Raw genomic sequence first — 19,437 nt, 5'->3', positions numbered from 1 at the left:
CGCGAAGGGGCAGTGCTGGTAGGTAAGGCATCGCGGTTGAACGCCCGCTCCCACAGAGCCCGGGAGGTCGTGATGTTTTGTGGGAGCGACGGTTCCGTCGCGAAGGGGGCTATGCCGATAGGCGGGTCTTCGCGGTCGCACCCGGAGGGCATAGCAAGCGCCCGTATTCGCTGTGCCCCTTCAGTCAGGCAGGAAGCTCTGGTACCAGGAGGGGCTTGAGGTTATAGCGTCAGGCCAAGGGGTGGCTTTAAGCCAGATTCTGCGCCTTGTTTTACTCCCCCCAGCGATCAGCGATGAAGCTTTAAAATGGCACAGCCACACCTGTGAGAGCTGCCGGGAGAGTGGTAGCGTCTATCGACTCAAATTACTGCTGGAGAAGTTCATGTCCCAATCGCCTCGCACTGTCATGGTGACCGGTGCTTCCGGTTATATTGCCGGCTGGATAGTGAAGTATCTGCTCGAGGCTGGTCATACCGTGCATGGCACCGTGCGAGACCCGGACAAGGCATCCAGCGTGGCGCACTTGCATCGTATGGCCGAAGCATCGCCTGGTACCCTCAAGCTTTTCAAAGCAGACCTTCTGGATGCCGATAGCTTTGATGCGCCCATGCAGGGGTGCGATGTGCTCATGCATACCGCCTCACCGTTTGTGCTGGATGGCTTCACCGATGCCAATGAAGCGTTGGTTCGTCCGGCGGTTGAAGGCACTCGCAATGTGCTCAACGCAGCAAATCGCTGTGAAACTCTCAAGCGGGTCGTGCTCACCAGCAGTGTTGCCTCCGTCTATGGTGACGGTACTGATATGAAAGGCAAAAGCGCCTTTACTGAAGCGGATTGGAATACCTCCAGCAGCGTGAACCACAACCCTTACCAATATTCTAAGGTGGCCGCAGAGCGTGAAGCCTGGAAGATTCATGACGCTCAATCCCGATGGGATCTGGTCACCATTAATCCCGGCATGGTCTACGGCCCTTCACTGACCAATGCCAGCAGCTCCGCCAGTATCGGTACGCTGCTGGATATGGGGCGTGGCAAGCTCAAGACGGGTGTGCCGGACTTGGTTTACGGCGTGGTAGATGTGCGCGATGTGGCCGAGGCCCACTTGTTGGGGGCCTTTACTGCAGAAGCCTCCGGGCGTTATCTACTGGTCAGCGAATCGGTATCCATGCTCGGCATCGCCCGGCTTCTGAGGCAGCAATTTGGCAGCCATTACCCGTTCCCTAAAATGAAGGTGCCAAAGCCTTTGGTATGGCTGTTTGGTCCTATGATGGGACCGGTTACCCGCAAATTTATCAGCAGGAATATTGGTTATCCGGTTCGTTTTGATAACAGTCGAAGCAAAGCGCTGGGTATTCAGTACCGCTCAGTCAGTGAGACCCTCAAGGATCACTTTGAACAAGTGTTGGAGGATGGCCTGGTAAGACGCCGGACCGCCTGAGTTTGTACCAGCGGCCTTCGGGCCGCTTTTCGTTTCAGTCGGTTGTTCAAATGGCATGCATGGACTTGTTGTAGTAGGTCTTGATCTGGTACGTTCGTGCACAAACGGTAAATCAGGGAAAGGCAATGCACTATCAGGTTGGTTGGGGCAAAGCGCAGCTCGACATCACTCCTTGTGGCTATGCCATGCACGGTTTCGGGATGCCCGGACATCGAGCAACGGGTACGCGCAATCCGTTGTATGCTCGCTGTTTCGTGATCCAGGACGGTGATTCGGCGCCCTTGATGTATTGCTGCCTGGACATGGGCTATGTCACTCATGCCATGCGGAGTGGGGTGGTGGCCTGGCTGGAGTCGCAGTTGGGCGACGACTTTGATGAAAGTCGCCTGGTGCTGACCTGCACGCACACGCACTCCGGGCCAGGAGGTTGTGCTCATGAAGGCTTGTATAACCTGGTGACTCCAGGATTTGTTCCCGAACATCTGGATGCGGTAGTCGCAGCCTGCGGCAGCGCCTTAAGTCAGGCCCTCGAAACCCGTGCCGCCACGGAGATCCGCTATCACCAGCAGGTGCTGGCGGAAGACATACCGGTCGCCTGGAATCGTTCCCTGAAGGCCCATAACCGTAATCCCGACGTTACCCGATACAGCCCTAACCAGACTCATCTGGCCCTGGATCGCACCATGCATCTGATCAGCTTTTATCGACAGGGCAAGGTCGAAGCGATGCTGTCCCTGTTTGGTGTGCATGCCACCTGTCTGAGTAGTCACCTTGCTGAGTACGATGGGGACAACAAGGGCTATGCCTCACTGCATGCGGAGTCCTGTTTGCATGCGGAAGGAGTGGAGAACCCTGTCGCCATTTTTGCCCAGGGAACGGCGGGAGATGTGTCGCCGCATTACCATGGCCCAGGAGACCTAAAGCGTCGCCGCAAGATAAAGGGCGAAAAGGAATATGCCTATGCTCGCCAGAATGGCCAACGGCAGAGCCAACATGCACTTGATATGTTGGCCGCGGGGGAAGGGCAGAGTATCTCAGGACCGCTGGACGGTGTGCTGAGCTATGTGGACATGAGTAATCAGGCGGTGGCACCGGAATTTGCCAACGGCCAGACTCAGGCGCGAACCAGCTCCCCTTGTCATGGGGTGGCCTTCTTTTGCGGTACCCCTGTGGACGGACCTGGCATGCCCGCGCCACTGGGCTTTGTCGCGCGGCGATTGGCAAGCGCAGAGCGCCGCCGAAAACTGAAATCCAGTTCGCCAGAGGATCGTCCCTACCAGGAACTCTATGCCAGCCAGGGACCAAAGGATATTTTGCTGGATGCTGGCCGTAAACGAGTCCTCGGTTATCGTCTTGGCAAGATCCCGCTGCCGGATCTGGCAGACCCCCTGGTGGCAGAACTGAAGCGCCAGGCGAAGCTGGGGGCCTTGGAAAACAGCCCCATGGTGCCTTCCGTGTTACCGCTGCAAATTATCCAACTCGGCAGTTTGCGCCTGGTATGCGCGCCCGGTGAATTTACCACCACCGCCGGCCGCAGACTGGTGGCATCGGTCGCCAAGTCACTGTCTCTCGCCGATGATGAAACCTGCCTGATCTCGACCTACTGCAATGATTACATGGGTTATGTGACGACCTATGAAGAATATCAGGAGCAGGCCTATGAGGGTGGGCACACCGTTTATGGTCAGTGGACCCTGGGCGCATTCCAGACCTGCTTTGTCACCTTGGCCCGTGCCCTCAAGGCGCCACAGGAAAACCGTCGCTACGATACCCACACCTTGCCACCCAGCGTGCCTGACAGCGAACTGGCGCTACGCAGCAACCTGCCAGCGCGCAATTAGAGAGAAGGCGCGATGTTTTTGGGGCAGTGCCGATAGGCAAGCCATCGCGGTCGAACGCCCGCTCCTACAAGAGCCAGGGCGGTCGTGATGTTTTGTGGGAGCGACGGTTCCGTCGCGAAAGGTATGCAGAAAGCTCATAGCCACATCGCATACCAGAAGGGATAGTCACCGACACGCCTCACCAATCCGGCCCTAAGTGGGTTGGCAACAAGGTAACGCGCTGCGGGCAGCACATCCTCTTCCTTCCGGATGGCTCTGTCATGAAATCCTGGTTGCCAGATCGAACCGCCCAGTGTTCGTCCGCTATTGCTTTTGGCCGTGCTCACCACGCCAGAGAGATCCTGCTTTTCTCCCAACGCAAATAGCCAGTGCAAGTGATCTGGCATGACAACGAAACTGAGATTGTGGACGAGTTCCAGAGACTCCAGTCGGTGGAGGGTTCTGCAGAGGGAACAGGCTGCCTCAAAGTTCTCAAAAAAACGAAATCTGTTCTGGGTCGTGGTCGTCACAAGATAGATCTGCCCAGCAATGGAGGCGCGCCCTTTTCTCAGGCGAGAAGATGCTGGCGAGTGGGGAGTATTCATGGTTCGAATGCTGGCTCGGCGGTGAGAGCCGGGGTATCAGCAATCGCTTGTATGTTCTGTCAGTGATTGACGATCGTGGTCGAACGCCCACTCCCACAAAAGCCCGCGAAGATGGCGCTATTTCTGTGGGAGCGGCGGTTCCGCCGGGAAAGGGCCGTGCCGACAGGCAAGCCAATCGCGGTCGAACGCCCGCTCCCACAAGTGCCCGTGAAGATTGCTATGTTTTTGTGGGAGCGACGGTTCCGTCGCGAAAGGGCCGTGCCGACAGGCAAGCCAATCGCGGTCGAACGCCCGCTCCCACAAGTGCCCGTGAAGATTGCTATGTTTTTGTGGGAGCGACGGTTCCGTCGCGAAAGGGCCGTGCCGACAGGAAAGCCAATCGCGGTCGAACGCCCGCTCCCACAAGAGTCAGGGAGGTTGTGATGTTTTTGGGGGCGGCGGTTCCGCCGCGAAAGGGCTGTGCTGATAGGCAAGCTATCGCGGTCGCACCCTAAAGGCATAGCAAACGCCCGTATTCGCTACGCTCACCCTTCGGGCCGTCCTGCGGGCGTTACTTCGCTGTGCTTTTTCCCTCAGAGTCTTGGCTCAGCCTTTCACCAATTTGGGGGATTCTGGTCACATCTGGCTGGTGTAATGTGTTGTCAGGCCTTGGGGCTGGATCGTGAGACACGGTGAGAGGAACGTATGGGGCGGCAGCATAGTTATTGCTCGGAAACATGGCGCGGGCATGCCGTCCATGTTGCGAACAGAGCATTAGCGCATTGGTTATTGTGGGGCGGTTCGGTGTTGCTAATCGCCACTCTGGCAATGCCATTGTCCGCAGCCCCTGATCAAGTGCAGATTTCCGACGAACAAAAACTCTATGCCGCCGCCTTTGTGGTCTCCAGCGCTGGCCATTGCCCCTTTCTGGCTACTCGGCAAGCCTATACCCAGTGCATGGAACAGGTGTTAGTGGAAGGCCAGGAAGTCACCGATAGAATGGAAGTTGATCTTCGCCGTATTCCCTTGGGCAACCTCCGACGCCTGCGGCTTTGCGATATCAGCGAAAAAGGAAAAATTCCGTTGGCCGACGCGAAATGGCCGATCCTCTGGACATGTCTGGATATCCCGGCAGACCCGAGTGAAGAAAACGGCCTATCAGGTACCCTGGCGATTGGCTTGATAGACCAGGGTGAGCACCGTCAGAGGATTCGCTTCACCTCCTGGTTTCCCGACATGTCTTCCCGGATTGAAGCAGAATAATGGTCCGGATCGTTTCAGCGATCCACAAGCGCGCAGCCCCAAATGGGGCTGCCGCTGAGTACGCAAGGTGTGGGCCTAATCAGGGTGATGTTGCCTGGCTGGGTTTCCCTTCATAGGGCTCGCCGCCACCGGGGAAGGCCAGGCGGATATTCTTCAACCAGGTAGTGCCAAATTGCCGGAACAGGGACGCGCTGTTGTACGGTAGGCCGTAGCGATCGGCCAGTGCCCGCACTCGCGGCGAAGCTTCCTTGTAGCGGTTACTGCACATGTCAGGAAACAGATGGTGCTCAATTTGATGCGACAGATTCCCTGATAGCACATGAAACAGTTTGCCGCCTTCAATGTTGCAGGAGCCCAGTAACTGGCGCAGGTACCAGCGCGCCCGGGTTTCGCCTTCCACCTGTTCCAGCGTGAAGTTGTGAGCGCCAGCAGGAAAGTGTCCGCAGAAAATAATCACAAAGGCCCAGATATTGCGAATCAGGTTGGCCACCGCATTGGCGCCTGCCACGATGCCAAATACCGCGAGTGGAGAGAACGGCACAAAGAACGAAATCGGAATGGCCACCAACGCAGCAGCCAGGGGCCAGGCGATATAATCCTTGGCCACTTGTCGCCAGATCTTGTAGCCGATGCGTTTCATTAACGGCTTGAAGTCTGCGAACTTGTTCTTGCCCTTCAGGTGATCATCAATCGCTTGCTCATGCAGGGCGACACCCTCCTCGAACAGCAGCATCAGAAGAATGAAATAAACGGGTTGTAGCAGATAGGCGGGTTTCCATTTCTGCATTGAGGTCACCCGCATGATGCCGTATCCCACATCAAGATCCTTCTCCAGCACATTGGTCCAGGTGTGGTGGACTACATTGTGGGAGTGCATCCAGCGGTCTGATGGGCTCATGGTGTCCCATTCCCAGGTGTTGGACTGAATCTCAGGATCTTTCATCCAATCCCATTGGGCATGCAGGACATTGTGGGCAATTTCCATATTCTCCAGAATTTTGGCGATGCCTAACATGAAGGTGCCCAGCCCCAGCAGTGTCAGCATAACCGGCCACACTGCCAGCGGGTGCCCCCAGGCGGGAATGAAGAAGAGGGCGGCATAGATGACAACCCTGGCTGCCAGCGCCAAGCTACGTTGGGTCTTGATCACTTTCAGAATATAGGCGCGGTCTTGCTCTCCCCGTGAATCAAAGATTTCATCACGAATAGCATCCAGCTCGCGGCCAAACTCTTCGATTTGTTCGTCGGTCAGGTCGACCGGTAATTGATGGGTTTTCATCGCGGTCCCCTCACAGATCCAGTTCACAGTCACCCGCAGCAGCACAGATACACGTCTGCACAATGCTGCCAGCTTCGTTCAGCACTTCCCCGGTGCGTAAATCCCGTACGCAGCCGGATACCAAGGTAGTGTTGCAGGTATGGCAGATACCCATGCGACAGCCGTGGGGCGGGTTCATCCCTGCTTCCTCGGCCACCTTGAGAAGCGGGGTCTCACTATCCCCCTCGGTGTCGACGCCGCTTTGGGCGAAGCGCACTTTACCGCCTACCGCATCCGCAGGGATCTCCGTAAACGGGGCCCGGAAGCGTTCAATATGCAGGTTACGGCTACAGCCAGCCTGCTCGAAACACGCCTCAAGGGCTTCCAGCAGGGAAGGAGGGCCGCAGGCATACACGTCGCGACTCTTCCAGTCCGGACAAAGCGCTTCCAGCTGAGCCTCGCTGAAGTGCTGATCAGCGCCTTCGCGGGTATAAAGCAGGTGGAGCTGGTAGCGAGGATGTTCTGCATCCAGTGCTTTCAGTGCTTTTCCCAGAACCACATCAAATTCATGCGGTGAGTAATGTAGATGGCAGGTATCCGGCAGGCGGCCCTGCGCGATCAGACTGCTCACCATGCTGAATGCAGGGGTGATGCCGCTACCGGCGGTGATGAATAGCGGTTGTACAGGTTGCGCATCGGGCAAATAGAAATCCCCCTGCGGCAGGCCGATGGGCAAATAGTCCCCAACCTTGATATTGCGAACAATGTGGTGCGAGATCGTGCCCTTGTCGATGGCCTTTACGGTGATCGTAAAGCAGTGGTCATCGCGCTCGGGAGGGGATGAAATGGTATAGGTGCGAGTGTAGTGCTTGCCGTTGGCGGGAATACCGACCCGCACATGCTGGCCAGCTCTATGGCCACGCCAGTTAAGGCCAGGGCGCAGGGTAATGGTTCTGGCATCACGGGTTTCATCCCAAACCTTCTCGACCCTTGCCTGAAGCTTGTGGGTGGTCCACAGGGGATTCACCAGTTCCAGATAGTGGGATGTTCGCAATGGCCAGGCAAAATAATCGGTAATGCCGCTCAGGCGCGACCAGATAGAGTGAGAGCTTCCCGGAAGCTCCCGGTTGTCTTGACGCATAACGGTTCCTCTAATCGTTGTCATTATTCGAGGTTGTAGCAGGCCCTGTTGGGCCGGGTGAAACACCAGCGGTGCTGGCTCAAGATCCGTTGTTGTCTGTGTAACGCCTTTCCAATTCGCCGAGTATCTCCCCCCCTAAACGTGATTTGCCAATGCCTATTACCGAATCCCTACGCAAATCCTGCGAAGGAAAACATTGCAAGAGATATACAGAGTGCACACGTGTACACTTTCTCCAGCATAAAACAGGGCTGGAAAAGCTGTCCAGTGAAACTTGGCCGGTTGGCTGTGAGAAAGGTAAAACCAGGCAGATCTGGGGGCATAGCAGCGAGCAGAAGGGGATATATTCTGTATCCACAAGCCGGAAAGTATCCACGGACGCTGTGGATAACATTGTTGAGCAATACAGTATAAACGGCTGTGGCCCTTTATTTTCAAGGCATACAGCGGATTGTGTGGTTTTTCGCCAGCCCGTTTTCGAGTTGAAGGCCATCTCAAAAGCGGTTGATCAATAACTCAGCAGAAAAGGTTCACAAAAGCTGTGGATAAAAATGTTGATAAGCTGAACAAAACCGGCCGCAGCCCAGTGAAACAGGCATTTCTGGCATTTTGTCTCTTTTTTGTTCGGCGGATAAAAACTCACCATTTCAATAGTTTAGCTCTTGAAATTTGCTTCGGAAGATGTGACGAGTTGGTGACAGGATTATGGCTGAGGGCAAACTGCCATTGTGCAAAACCGTCATCGGACTATCGCTTTTGGTGCTAAAACGCTGCCCGTTTTGTTATAGCGGTGGAAAAGGGGGACCGGTTTTCCACAGTAACTGTGGATATCTCTGTGTATAGTTGGTTGCAAACACCCAGAAAGTGCTGTTATTTCGTGCTAAATGACGAACCGGTTAAAAAATGATCTATCAATAAATGTGTTATTAATCATAGTCTTACGCTTAATTCTATGTCTATTTCACACGTCCGTCACAATTTGAAAGCATAAAATTTCCATTGACAGAAATCTGTGAACAAAATTGGGGCTTCAAGGCGTTACCGCTGGTGACACTCCTTGTAACATCTGCATAAAGCAGGCCAGCTCAGCGGCTATGCGTTAAGTTTTATAACTATAAGGAGCGATAGGCGTGCTGTTGTGTACCCCGAAAGGTTTTATGCACAGTGCACCGGCTTAATATAGCGGCAATCGCGACGGAGCCGGGCAGCAATTCCATCGCGACGGAACCGTCGCTCCTACAGAGAATCGGGGCTCCGGTGGGCACTGGGTTTGGCTAAACTGGCTTTTTTGTGGGAGCGACGGTTCCGTCGCGATGGGTTGTGCTGGCAGGAGCGCCATCGCGGTCGCACCCGAGGGCATAGCAAATACCCCGCCTCCAAACGGGCGACTTAGGCAGGAGTTGCTCGGTGTAATGGCATCCTCCTTGCAGCTCTGGTATCAAGGTAGCTTGAATTCAGAACGGGCAAGCTTGGACGTGGAACAGATCCAGCCACTATAAAGATGCCCAGGCGGCGGATAACGAGGTCAAGGATGAAAACCACCCACTACCACACCTGTAATCTCTGTGAAGCCATGTGTGGCATTGAAATAGAACATCGTGGCGATGAGATTCTGGCCATCCGTGGCGACAAGGAAGATCCGTTCAGTCGTGGGCATGTCTGCCCCAAGGCGGTAGCGCTGCAAGATCTGCATCAGGACCCGGATCGTCTGCGCCACCCGGTCAAACGCACTGTAGATGGCTGGGTGCCGATAAGCTGGGATGAGGCGCTGGATGAAACCGCGCGGCGCTTGCACGAAGTACAGGAGCGCCATGGCAAGAATGCCGTCGCGCTTTATTTCGGTAATCCCACCGCCCACAACCATGGCGCGCTGTTTACGCTGCTGCCCCTGGTAAAGGCACTGCATACCCGCCAGCGCTACAGCGCGACCTCAGCTGACCAGTTGCCCCATCAACTGGCCGCCTGGCAGCTATTTGGCAATCAGGCCATGTTCCCCATTCCGGATATCGACCATACCGACTACTTCCTGGTGATCGGAGGGAATCCGCTGGCCTCGAACGGTTCCATCATGACCGTGCCGGATGTGAAAAACCGCCTCAAGGCACTGAAAAAACGTGGCGGCAAGCTGGTGGTGATTGATCCTCGTCGCACCGAAACGGCGGGCGTCGCCAGCGAACATCATTTCATCCGCCCCGGTTCGGACGTCTATCTGTTGCTGGCCATCATTCAGGTGTTGTTTAAAGAGCTGCTGGTCGCACCCGGCAAACTGGACAAATTGCTCGACGGCAAATCAGACCTGCAGAAACTCACAGAAAACTGGACCCCGGAAAAAGTGACCGAGGCGGTCGGTATCAGCCCGGATGCGATTCGCAAGCTGGCTCGCGATATCGCCGTCGCACCACGGGCCGCCATCTATGGACGGGTGGGTTTGACTACCAGCCCGCACAGCACCCTCAGCGCCTGGCTGGTGTATGTGCTGAACATCATTACCGGCAACCTGGATCGTGAGGGTGGGGTCATGTTTACCAAACCCGCTTTCGATGTGGTGGCGCTGGGCGCCATTGGTGGCGAAGCCGGGAGTTTTGATCGCTACCGCAGCCGGGTACATGGCTACCCTGAATTCTCTGGCGAATTTCCAGTAACTACCCTGGCCGACGAAATGCTCACCCCCGGCCAGGGGCAGGTGAAAGCCTTTGTGACCCACGCGGGCAACCCGGTCCTGTCCTGTCCGGATGGCAACAAGCTGGACCGCGCCCTGGAAGGCCTGGAGTTCATGGTCAGCATCGACCTGTATATCAATGAGACTTCCCGACACGCCAATATCATCTTGCCGCCCACCGGACAGCTGGAACATGGTCAGTTTGATCCCATTTTCCAGGCGGTGGCCGTGCGCAACGTCGTGAAGTATGCCGCCGCGCCCTTTGCGAAACCGGAAGATGCCCTGCATGACTGGGAGATTCTTCATGGGCTGGCGACACGCCTGAATCGTCTCAAGGCCAAAACCCAGCGGGAGCGTCTCCAGATTGCCGCCACGGATCGCTTGATGCGCAAGCTTGGCGACACCGGAATGATTGACTTGGGGCTGCGACTTGGGCCCTACGGTACAGGTGGCAAGGTCATGGAGCAGCTTAAAAGGGAGGGGGTGCACAACTTGCCCAAGCTGGCTTGGCAATTGCTGAGAGGAAAACACAAAGGGCTGACTCTGCAAACGCTCAAGGACAATCCCCACGGCATTGATCTGGGACCGCTTCAGCCTGCCTTGCCAGAGCGTCTGTTCACCCGGGACCAGCGCATCAATCTGGTGCCCGCGCTTTATTTCCGGGCGCTGCAGGGGCTGCCTGTGCCCAAGGCCCCCAAAGAAGATGAAATGCTTGTCATCGGCCGCCGTCATGTCCGCAGCAATAATTCCTGGATGCACAACAGCCAGCGATTGGTTAAGGGGAAATCCCGCTGCAATGTAATGATCCATCCTCAGGACGCAGAGCGTTTGCAGGTAGGCGAGGGCGATGACGTGGTGCTCAGCAGTGATGCCGGCAACATCACCTTGCCGGTATGGATCAGTGAAGACATCATGCCCGGCGTCATCAGCGTTCCCCATGGCTGGGGGCATGATCGTCAGGGCGTCCTGCTGGATGTGGCCCGCCGCGCAGGCGGTGCCAGTATCAACGATGTACTTACCACCGGCCGGGTGGAGTCTGTGACCGCGATGGCCCAGCTCAACGGTGTGCCGGTGAAAGTCGAGGCAGCGGCCAAGCCGACATCCCCAAAACGCACCCGGACCAAAAAAGTCGCCGCCGACGCCTGACCGCATCGGCGCCCATCGATATGAATCAGGTTTCGTCCTGTGGAAGTCTTGCCACAGGGCGATCCTTTTTCAGTGCTCATCCGTAGTCATCAACTGGCCGCACATCATTCTCCAGCGATCGACTCTACAGCGGGGCTCCCTGATGACTGTCCCCCGGCGTTCACTTGGCCTTGCCCTGGCCAATGCGATATTGACCACAAAAGTGGAGCCAGAAATGCGTTGGACACTGTTGATCGCGAGTGTATTTATGCTGCAAGCCTGCCAGTCAATCCCTGAGGACCCGGTAAAAGTTGCCTCCCCCTTTGATTTAAATCGCTTTATGGGGGAGTGGTACGTGATCGCCAACATTCCCACCTTGCCGGAAAAGGGGGCGCACAATGCCATGGAGCGCTACCAGCTGGTAGGGCCAAACAAGGTTGCCACTACATTCACCTTCAGAAAGAACAGCTTTAACGGCGAGTACAAACGGATGACCCCCACGGGCTTTGTCAGCCCGGATAATCCCGCGATATGGGGGATGCGTTTTATCTGGCCTTTAAAGGCAGATTATCGAGTCCTGTATGTGGACAAGGACTACCAGTACACCGTCATTGGCCGGCAGAAGCGCGACTATCTGTGGATAATGGCGCGTGAGCCCCAGATCAGTGATCGGCAACTGGATAAGCTGAAAGCCATCGCTGTCGACCAGGGGTACACGCTTGAGAACCTGAACCTGGTGCCCCAACAAGCAGCTGAAGATCGCTAACCCCAGCCGCCAAGAGGGCAGCCACCGCCCACCGGAACCACAAGCCCCTGTGGGAGCGGGCGTTCGACCGCGAAAGCCGATGCCCAAAGCATCGCGACGGAACCGTCGCTCCCACAAAACACACGGGCCTACGCTACCGCCACCGCCCCACGGCGATGATCTGTGCGATAAAACACCTCATTCACCCCCTTTCCTATGAATCTATTTCATTTTTGCCGCAAATCGTTCGCATTCCCGTAAACAAGCTGTAAAATGCGCCAGCTTGTCATATAGATGACAAAAGAATGCCTCCATAATGCGTCCCTTGTGTCGCAACCGTCAGGATAGGATGTCCTTAGTGAGAGCCCCCCTTCGAGCATGCTTGTGGATCATGAGTTTATGGGTCACAGGCACATCCAGCGTACAGGCCGCCAGCCCGTGGGTGCCCACCGGTGATCTCACCGCGCGCCATCACATTGAAGCGCTGCAGACACAAGGGTGCCTCAACGGCCTGACAATGAGCTGGCCGATGAGCTGGGCCGCTGTCATGAAAGCCCTGCGACAGGGCCAAAGCCGATTGCCTGATCATGAGGCTCAAGCCTGTAAAAGCAGCAGCCACTACCAGTACCTGCAAACAGGCCATGACGCCGCCAGAAACAACACTCGTGGCGTCTCCGTCACCCTGGGCGGAGCCAATCAGGAACCGCTTTTCACCGCCTACGACACCCAGCCCGAAGACACCTTCACCAGCCAGCTGGCACTTTATGGCACCGGCGAACGCTGGTCAGGACGGCTGGCGGTGGGCTACGCAGACGGTGATCGCGACGACCAGCACCTGCGGTTTGATGATTCCTACATTGCCGCCGTCGTGGGCAACTGGCAGATGGGCGTCGGAGCCATCGATCGTTGGTGGGGGCCTGGCTGGCAGAGCTCACTGGCACTGTCCAATAATGCCCGCCCTGTGCCCGGCGTCTGGCTGTCCCGCCACCTGCTCACCGCCCCGGAAAACCGCTGGCTGAGCTGGATCGGCCCCTGGGATCTACAAATCATTGCTGGCCAGCTGGAACACGACCGGGCCATCCCCGATGCCAAGCTGCTCGGGGCCCGCTTTGTTTTCAAACCCCTGGATTCCCTGCAAATCGGCCTGTCCCGCCTGGCCCAATGGGGCGGAGAAGGGCGCCCACAAGACGCAAAAGCCTTCTGGAACGCCTTCATCGGCCGGGATAACGGTGAAACCAGTGGGCTGGGGCCAGATGAAGATCCCAGTAACCAGATCGCAGGCCTGGATTTCCGCCTCTCCATGACCCCGGCAGACATACCTCTGGGGCTCTATGGCCAGTTCATGGGCGAGGACGAAGCCGGTAATCTGCCCTCCAAACTCTCCTCGCTGGCTGGGATGGATCTGCTGACAGAAGCGGGGAAAGGCTCACAGCGCTGGTTTGTGGAAGCCACGGAAACCGTGGCGGGCAGCTGGTTCAGTGAGCGGCGTTACAGCACCATGTACGAGCACACGACGTACCAGACTGGGTTTCGGTACCACGGTCGAAACATAGCCAGTACATGGGAAAGTGATGCTCGTGCGGTTACGGTTGGCTTACAGCAATATTTTGCCAACAAAGTGACTTTTGCATTGCACTTGAGCCAGCTGACTCTAAATCAGAGGGGGCGCAACCGTGCGGTAGTGCCAGATGACGGATACCCTATTTTGCAATCGGTCACTGAGCAAGACGTGGCCTTGGCTGAACTGAGGATCACTCATCCGCTGATGGGCGGTTCACTTCACTGGCTTCTTTCCGCCAGTGATGACCCCGTCGTGACTCCATTTGAAGAGCGAGAGCAGTGGACTGCAGGGCTGAAATGGACCAGGGATATGGCGTGGTAAGCAACTCGAAATGAAGGACTTCATGAACTCAACCGTTAAAATCCTCCTGATGCTTGGCATTGCTCTAATGGCTGGCTGCACCGTTGTGCCAGGCGCATATCACTCCGCCTCACCTGGCTGGTTTCTGGATGACAGTGAAATATCGCAGGGAGAGCCTCTTCCTGATGTGGTAGAAGTGCATGCCATCGGCACGGCCATTCTCAAACGCCAGGAAATCCACCCGGTAGACAGAGGGGTTCCGGCGGAAATTGCGTTATCAGATGAGGAATATCATTACCTGGTTGGTCCTGGGGATGTACTGCAAATTACAGTCTGGGACCACCCTGAGCTAACTATCCCAGCTGGCTCTTTACGGAGTTCTGCCGAATCCGGTAACTGGGTGCACAATGACGGCACTATTTTCTATCCCTATGTCGGGATTATTGAAGTAGCAGGGCTGAAGGTCACTGAAATCCGTGATCTGATCACCCGGCGGCTTACCCGCTACATTGAAGATCCTCAGGTGGACGTCTCTGTCGCTGCATTTCGCCATAAAAAGATTTATGTCACTGGTGAGGTAGATGAGCCAGGTCTGTTCCCGGTCACGAATGTGCCTACACGACTTATAGATGCCATCGGTGAAGCGGGTGGCCTGACTGCATCCGCTGACTGGAGTAGTGTGGTGCTTACGCGAAATGGTAAGGATTACCGTTTGTCCCTGCGCGATATCTATCAGTATGGCAACACCAGTCAGAATGTGCTGTTGCAGCCAAATGATGTGGTTAACGTCAATCCGGTTACCGATGCAAAGGTATTTGTGTTGGGGGAAGTGGGTAAAGCATCGAGTCTTCAAATGGGGCGCAATGGTCTGACATTGGCAGAAGCCCTGGCGGAGAATGGGGGCCTGGATCAGCGCCAGTCTGATGCATCTGGGGTGTTTGTTTTCCGTAAGGCGCCGGCAGATGCCGAGCATGGAATTGATATCTATCAGCTCAATGCAAAGGATGCGGCGGCCTTGGTGCTCGCGGACAGCTTTCGCTTGCAAGAACGAGACATCGTTTATGTGACTGCTGCGCCACTGGCCAAGTGGAATCGTGTTCTCAGCTTGATCTTGCCTTCGGTAAGTGCGCTTTATCTAGGGGCTCGTACCGAAGAATCGCTTAGGGATTAGTAATGTTTGAGCGAATCTTGGTGATATGTGATGGCAACATCTGTCGCAGCCCGACAGTGGAAGCCATGCTAAAGCACCTGAAGCCAGAACTGACGATATCTTCAGCGGGCCTGGTTGGTCTTGAAGGGCATGATATGGAGCCTACAGCAAGGGCTGTAGCCAGCGAAAATGGCCTGCAGTGCGGTGTCCATATGGCGAGAAAACTCACAGGTGAAATGTGTAGGGACTGTGATTTGATTCTGGTTATGGAAAGTCGCCAAAAAGATCGGCTAAGCGAGCGATTTCCGGAGGCCAGTGGTAAAACCTTTCTGCTCACGCAGTGGAATGGGAAAAATGATATTCCCGATCCGTATAAACGTGGCCGAGACGCTTTTGAACGAATCTATCCAATGATGCAGGCCGCGGCAGAGGCTTGGGCGTTAAAACTGTAATTCAGCTTTTTATGAACCTCCTGCCTATGCAGGTGCCTGTAATGGTTTGTAGTGGTATCTGATTGCGGCCCAGATTGGGTACCCGGTTGGAAGGGAAGCGAGAGCCGGGTGCTTAGATGTCGCCCTCTACAGAAAACAGAAACAAGTAAGGCAGCAAATGGTAGACAACAGCCTGGAAAAAAATCGCCAGATTCATAACGGTGCCCATGACGATATCGATTTTGGTTATCTGTTTGGTCTCTTGCTTGACAATAAATTACTGATTATCAGCACGGCGTTTCTAGCGCTGATGCTGGGTGCTCTATACGGCATGCTGGCCACCCCGATCTACAAAGGGGACACACTTCTTCAGATAGAGAAAAAAAGCAGCGGTGTGCCAGGATTGTCTGAACTTAACCAGATCTTTGATCAAGAGCCATCCGCTTCAGCGGAAATCGAAATTCTTCGTTCTCGTATGGTTCTGGGTGAAGTAATTGAACAGCTCAATATGGATATCCAGATAGCGCCGACCAGGCTGCCCATTATTGGGCGTTTTGTGGCGCCTGAGCCGGCGGCTGCATTTTTGCCGCGCCCACTATTCGCAGGGTACAGGGACAGCGAGACATTTGTTTCGGTGGCGCTTTTCATTCTCCCGGAGCGCCTTGAGGGCCGAGAGTTCATCCTCCGTGAAGAAAAGGGTAACCCGGCTTTATATCTGGATGAATCTCTTGTGGCCACTGGGCCTGCTAGTGAGGCCATAGTAAGTGAGGACGGTAGCATCCGGCTTGAACTCAATGAATGGGAGTATGGCAACGAACCGCTGAGCCTGCGTAAAGTCCCAGGGGTGGTTGCTATTAACAGTCTGCGAAGGTCTCTTGCCATCAGGGAAGTCGGGAAGACCGGAATGCTCAGTCTTGAAATGACCGGACCAAATAAAGGGCGGATCAAGGCAATTCTGGATGCTATCAGCCAGTCCTATCTCCAACAGAATGTGAAGCGTCGCTCCGCTGAGGCAGAAAACAGCCTGGAATTCCTCGGTGACCAGTTACCTAAAATTAAGGATAAGCTCACCGAGTTTGAGGAGAAATTGAACGCCTATCGCCTCAAGAGTGAATCTGTTGATCTCAGTATCGAAACAAAATCTGTGCTTGAGCAAACTGTCTCAATTGAAGCCAAGATCAATGATTTGAAGGGGAAGGAAAGCGAAATCGCTACGCGCTTTACCAAGGAGCACCCTGCGTATCAGAGCCTGTTACGGCAAAAGGCCTCGCTCGCTGAGCAAAAGCGAGCCCTGGATAACCAGATAAAGACATTGCCAAAAACTCAGCAAGAAATACTGAGGCTGATGAGGGATGTGGAGGTAACACAGCAAATTTATGTTGGCCTGCTCAACAAGGTGCAGGAGCTAAGAATCCTGAAGGCCGGCACAGTAGGCAGCGTACGTATTATTGATGAGGCATTGGTTCAGCCGTCAGCAATCAAGCCCAAGAAAACGCTGGTCGCGCTGATTGCTGGGGTGCTAGGAGCTATGAGTGCCGCTGGGATAGTGCTGGTGCGTGCCCTGCTTAATAAAGGGATCGAGTCCCCAGACAAGCTTGAAGAGCAGGGGGTTGCTGTATATGCGACAGTTCCGCTTTCGGATAAGCAAGTGAAGGCTAACCGTCTATCCAGCCTTAAACAGCGACGCACACGGAAGAGCAAGGATTCATTCGCCCCCATAGCATTGCTTGCCCAGGAAGATCCCACTGATCTGGCAATCGAGGCCTTGCGTAGTCTGCGAACCAGTCTCCACTTTGCGATGATGGATGCGGATAACAAGGTCCTGATGATTACTGGCCCGAGTCCAGAGGTAGGGAAATCCTTTGTCTCAGCAAACTTGGGTGCAGTGTTGGCCCAGACCGGGAAACGAGTGCTGGTGATCGACGCGGATATGCGTAAAGGGCATCTGCACCGTTACTTCAAATCTGCAAGTACACCAGGGTTATCTTCATATCTGTCAGGGCAGAGCAGTATGGAAGACATCATCCAGGCTTCGGGTGTAGATAAACTCGATTTTATTTCCAGAGGTAAGGCGCCACCCAACCCCTCGGAACTGCTGATGCACGATCGTTTTCGTGTGCTAGTGGACTCGTTAAGTGAAGAGTACGACCTGATTTTGGTAGATACCCCCCCGATTCTGGCTGTCACAGACGCGGCTATTGTTGGTCAATTGGCAGGTAGTAGCTTGCTTGTGACCCGGTTTGGCCTCAATTCTGTAAAAGAAGTTGATGCGGCCCTAACGCGATTTGCCCAGAACAGAGTGGAAATTAAAGGTGCAATTCTTAATTGCATGGAGCGCCGTGCGACCAATGAATATGGCTATTACGCCTATGAATACGGCAGAAGCCAGGACTAACAGAGCTGCCTTCCCGGATTAGATGGCCTGTTTTGTAGGAGCAAGCTCGATCCCGGAAAGGGCAAAGCCAAACTCCATCGCCAAGTAGCGATGGCCCCCTACAGCGAAAGCAATGAGAGTAAACCGGTACCAAAATCCGGCCAAGAGAGACCAAATGGAACTGAATAATATCAAACTCGCCGTTATTGGCTTGGGATATGTGGGATTACCGCTGGCTGTAGAATTTGGCAAGCATCGATCAGTTTTGGGGTTTGATATTAATCAGTCCCGTATTGATGAATTGCGCAGGGGTCATGATGCTACACTGGAGGTAGATAACGAAGAGCTTGCTTGCGCAAATCAGCTTTCATTCAGTGCGGACCCTTCCAGTCTAAACGACTGTAATATCTATATCGTGACGGTCCCGACCCCGATTGATGAGCACAAACGCCCTGATCTAACCCCGCTTATCAAAGCCTCAGAAACAATCGGTAAAACGCTGAAGCCGGGTGACATTGTTATCTATGAATCCACAGTTTATCCCGGTGCGACAGAAGACGACTGTGTACCTGTTCTTGAGTCTGCTTCAGGACTGAAGTTTAACCAGGATTTCTTTGCTGGTTATAGCCCTGAACGCATCAACCCTGGCGATAAAGAGCACAGGGTAACGACAATCACTAAAGTTACCTCAGGGTCTACAGCCGAAGTCGCGGAGATTGTGGACCAGCTATACCGCTCGATTATTGTCGCGGGCACACACAAAGCATCAAGCATTAAAGTCGCCGAGGCAGCCAAGGTTATTGAAAATACCCAACGGGATCTGAATATTGCTCTGATTAATGAGCTTTCCATGATATTCACTCGCATGGGTATTGATACAGAAGAGGTGCTTCAGGCGGCTGGGACCAAATGGAATTTCCTGCCTTTTCGTCCAGGCTTGGTTGGCGGTCATTGCATTGGGGTGGATCCGTATTACCTCACACACAAGGCTCAATCCATTGGCTATCACCCAGAAGTCATTCTGGCCGGTCGCCGTATCAACGATGGTATGGGGCGTTTTGTCGCCAGTGAGCTGGTAAAAGCGATGCTGAACCGATGTATCCAGGTTAATGGTGCTCGCGTTTTAGTGATGGGCTTGACGTTCAAGGAAAACTGCCCGGATCTGCGTAATACCCGTGTCGTCGATGTAGTGAATGAACTGAACGAATACAACATCCATGTCGATGTTCATGATCCCTGGATCAATGGCGAAGAGGCAGAGCAGGAGTATGGCATCAGTCCGGTTTCGGAGCCCGATGTGGGAGCCTACGACGCCATAGTTCTTGCGGTCGGCCATCAGCAGTTTAAGGCAATGGGGGCAGAAACCATTCGTCGCTTTGGAAAGCCAAAGCACATCCTCTACGACTTGAAGTATGCGCTGCCAAAAGATCAGGTGGATATCCGCCTGTAAATCGAGCGAGGCAAGTGAGCCAGCTGAACTATTCTTGTGGCCGTTTCGCATCAGGCGTGGTTTTACACAAGGAAGAGAATATCGCTTCGGACTACCTATTGTGCATGCCAGATAGGGCAAAAGTATAGTTGGGGCGAA

General features: G+C 54.7%; 13 protein-coding genes. 10 read left to right on the top strand and 3 right to left on the bottom strand.

The features are described from left to right. The first annotated feature begins 382 nt into the window (after positions 1 to 382). Together Y5S_RS16665 and Y5S_RS16660 are read left to right on the top strand one after the other, a co-directional pair. A complete protein-coding gene (locus Y5S_RS16665; protein ID WP_035234622.1) occupies positions 383 to 1,438 on the top strand; it encodes an SDR family oxidoreductase in 1,056 nt (351 codons plus the stop codon). A gap of 125 nt (positions 1,439 to 1,563) precedes the next feature. Beyond that, positions 1,564 to 3,279, top strand: coding sequence for a neutral/alkaline non-lysosomal ceramidase N-terminal domain-containing protein (locus tag Y5S_RS16660; RefSeq protein ID WP_035234621.1), 1,716 nt, complete (start codon positions 1,564 to 1,566; stop codon positions 3,277 to 3,279). A 134-nt stretch (positions 3,280 to 3,413) separates the two neighbouring features. Here Y5S_RS16660 and Y5S_RS16655 read toward each other — a convergent pair whose 3' ends face one another. Beyond that, the gene (locus Y5S_RS16655) at positions 3,414 to 3,863 is read right to left on the bottom strand and encodes an REP-associated tyrosine transposase (RefSeq protein WP_035234620.1); all 450 of its coding nucleotides are present in this window, start codon (positions 3,861 to 3,863) and stop codon (positions 3,414 to 3,416) included. 783 nt (positions 3,864 to 4,646) lie between these two features. Here Y5S_RS16655 and Y5S_RS16645 point away from each other — a divergent pair. Further along, positions 4,647 to 5,105, top strand: coding sequence for a hypothetical protein (locus tag Y5S_RS16645; RefSeq protein ID WP_156107827.1), 459 nt, complete (start codon positions 4,647 to 4,649; stop codon positions 5,103 to 5,105). A gap of 79 nt (positions 5,106 to 5,184) precedes the next feature. On the opposite strand, the gene Y5S_RS16640 is transcribed toward Y5S_RS16645, so the two are convergent. Continuing rightward, on the bottom strand, positions 5,185 to 6,384 hold the full coding sequence (locus Y5S_RS16640; protein ID WP_035234616.1) for a fatty acid desaturase family protein: 1,200 nt from the start codon (positions 6,382 to 6,384) through the stop codon (positions 5,185 to 5,187). 10 nt (positions 6,385 to 6,394) lie between these two features. Then, on the bottom strand, positions 6,395 to 7,504 hold the full coding sequence (locus Y5S_RS16635; RefSeq protein ID WP_035234615.1) for a ferredoxin reductase: 1,110 nt from the start codon (positions 7,502 to 7,504) through the stop codon (positions 6,395 to 6,397). 1,531 nt (positions 7,505 to 9,035) lie between these two features. Between Y5S_RS16635 and Y5S_RS16630 the strand changes: the two genes are divergently transcribed. The 7 genes from Y5S_RS16630 to tviB all read left to right on the top strand — a co-directional run bounded on the left by Y5S_RS16630 (position 9,036) and on the right by tviB (position 19,299). Further along, complete coding sequence (locus Y5S_RS16630) at positions 9,036 to 11,309, top strand: molybdopterin-dependent oxidoreductase (protein ID WP_035234614.1); 2,274 nt, start codon at positions 9,036 to 9,038, stop codon at positions 11,307 to 11,309. Between the two features lie 214 nt (positions 11,310 to 11,523). Then, positions 11,524 to 12,054, top strand: a complete 531-nt coding sequence (locus tag Y5S_RS16625) for a lipocalin family protein (protein WP_035234613.1) — start codon at positions 11,524 to 11,526, stop codon at positions 12,052 to 12,054. A gap of 370 nt (positions 12,055 to 12,424) precedes the next feature. Next, positions 12,425 to 13,915 (top strand): capsule assembly Wzi family protein, encoded by a 1,491-nt coding sequence (locus Y5S_RS16620; protein WP_231552730.1) that lies wholly within the window; start codon positions 12,425 to 12,427, stop codon positions 13,913 to 13,915. A gap of 22 nt (positions 13,916 to 13,937) precedes the next feature. Continuing rightward, positions 13,938 to 15,065: a polysaccharide export protein gene (locus Y5S_RS16615; protein WP_035234611.1), complete on the top strand. Its 1,128-nt coding sequence runs from the start codon at positions 13,938 to 13,940 to the stop codon at positions 15,063 to 15,065. Between the two features lie 2 nt (positions 15,066 to 15,067). Then, a complete protein-coding gene (locus tag Y5S_RS16610) occupies positions 15,068 to 15,496 on the top strand; it encodes an arsenate reductase/protein-tyrosine-phosphatase family protein (RefSeq protein ID WP_035234610.1) in 429 nt (142 codons plus the stop codon). 157 nt (positions 15,497 to 15,653) lie between these two features. Next, positions 15,654 to 17,870: a polysaccharide biosynthesis tyrosine autokinase gene (locus Y5S_RS16605; RefSeq protein WP_035234609.1), complete on the top strand. Its 2,217-nt coding sequence runs from the start codon at positions 15,654 to 15,656 to the stop codon at positions 17,868 to 17,870. A 154-nt stretch (positions 17,871 to 18,024) separates the two neighbouring features. After that, positions 18,025 to 19,299 (top strand): Vi polysaccharide biosynthesis UDP-N-acetylglucosamine C-6 dehydrogenase TviB, encoded by a 1,275-nt coding sequence (tviB, locus tag Y5S_RS16600; protein WP_035234608.1) that lies wholly within the window; start codon positions 18,025 to 18,027, stop codon positions 19,297 to 19,299. Positions 19,300 to 19,437 lie beyond the last annotated feature (138 nt).

This window comes from Alcanivorax nanhaiticus (assembly GCF_000756665.1).
Classification (GTDB): Bacteria; Pseudomonadota; Gammaproteobacteria; order Pseudomonadales; family Alcanivoracaceae; genus Alcanivorax; species Alcanivorax nanhaiticus.
This window is presented reverse-complemented; position numbering and strand designations above follow the sequence as displayed.

Bases quoted from the DNA above. Each gene is read 5' to 3' on its own strand.
- Y5S_RS16665 (WP_035234622.1), top strand. From the start codon at position 383: ATGTCCCAATCGCCTCGCACTGTCATGGTGACCGGTGCTTCCGGTTAT.
- Y5S_RS16660 (WP_035234621.1), top strand. From the start codon at position 1,564: ATGCACTATCAGGTTGGTTGGGGCAAAGCGCAGCTCGACATCACTCCT.
- Y5S_RS16655 (WP_035234620.1), bottom strand. From the start codon at position 3,863: ATGAATACTCCCCACTCGCCAGCATCTTCTCGCCTGAGAAAAGGGCGC.
- Y5S_RS16640 (WP_035234616.1), bottom strand. From the start codon at position 6,384: ATGAAAACCCATCAATTACCGGTCGACCTGACCGACGAACAAATCGAA.
- Y5S_RS16635 (WP_035234615.1), bottom strand. From the start codon at position 7,504: ATGCGTCAAGACAACCGGGAGCTTCCGGGAAGCTCTCACTCTATCTGG.
- Y5S_RS16630 (WP_035234614.1), top strand. From the start codon at position 9,036: ATGAAAACCACCCACTACCACACCTGTAATCTCTGTGAAGCCATGTGT.
- Y5S_RS16625 (WP_035234613.1), top strand. From the start codon at position 11,524: ATGCGTTGGACACTGTTGATCGCGAGTGTATTTATGCTGCAAGCCTGC.
- Y5S_RS16620 (WP_231552730.1), top strand. From the start codon at position 12,425: ATGAGTTTATGGGTCACAGGCACATCCAGCGTACAGGCCGCCAGCCCG.
- Y5S_RS16615 (WP_035234611.1), top strand. From the start codon at position 13,938: ATGAACTCAACCGTTAAAATCCTCCTGATGCTTGGCATTGCTCTAATG.
- Y5S_RS16610 (WP_035234610.1), top strand. From the start codon at position 15,068: ATGTTTGAGCGAATCTTGGTGATATGTGATGGCAACATCTGTCGCAGC.
- Y5S_RS16605 (WP_035234609.1), top strand. From the start codon at position 15,654: ATGGTAGACAACAGCCTGGAAAAAAATCGCCAGATTCATAACGGTGCC.
- tviB (WP_035234608.1), top strand. From the start codon at position 18,025: ATGGAACTGAATAATATCAAACTCGCCGTTATTGGCTTGGGATATGTG.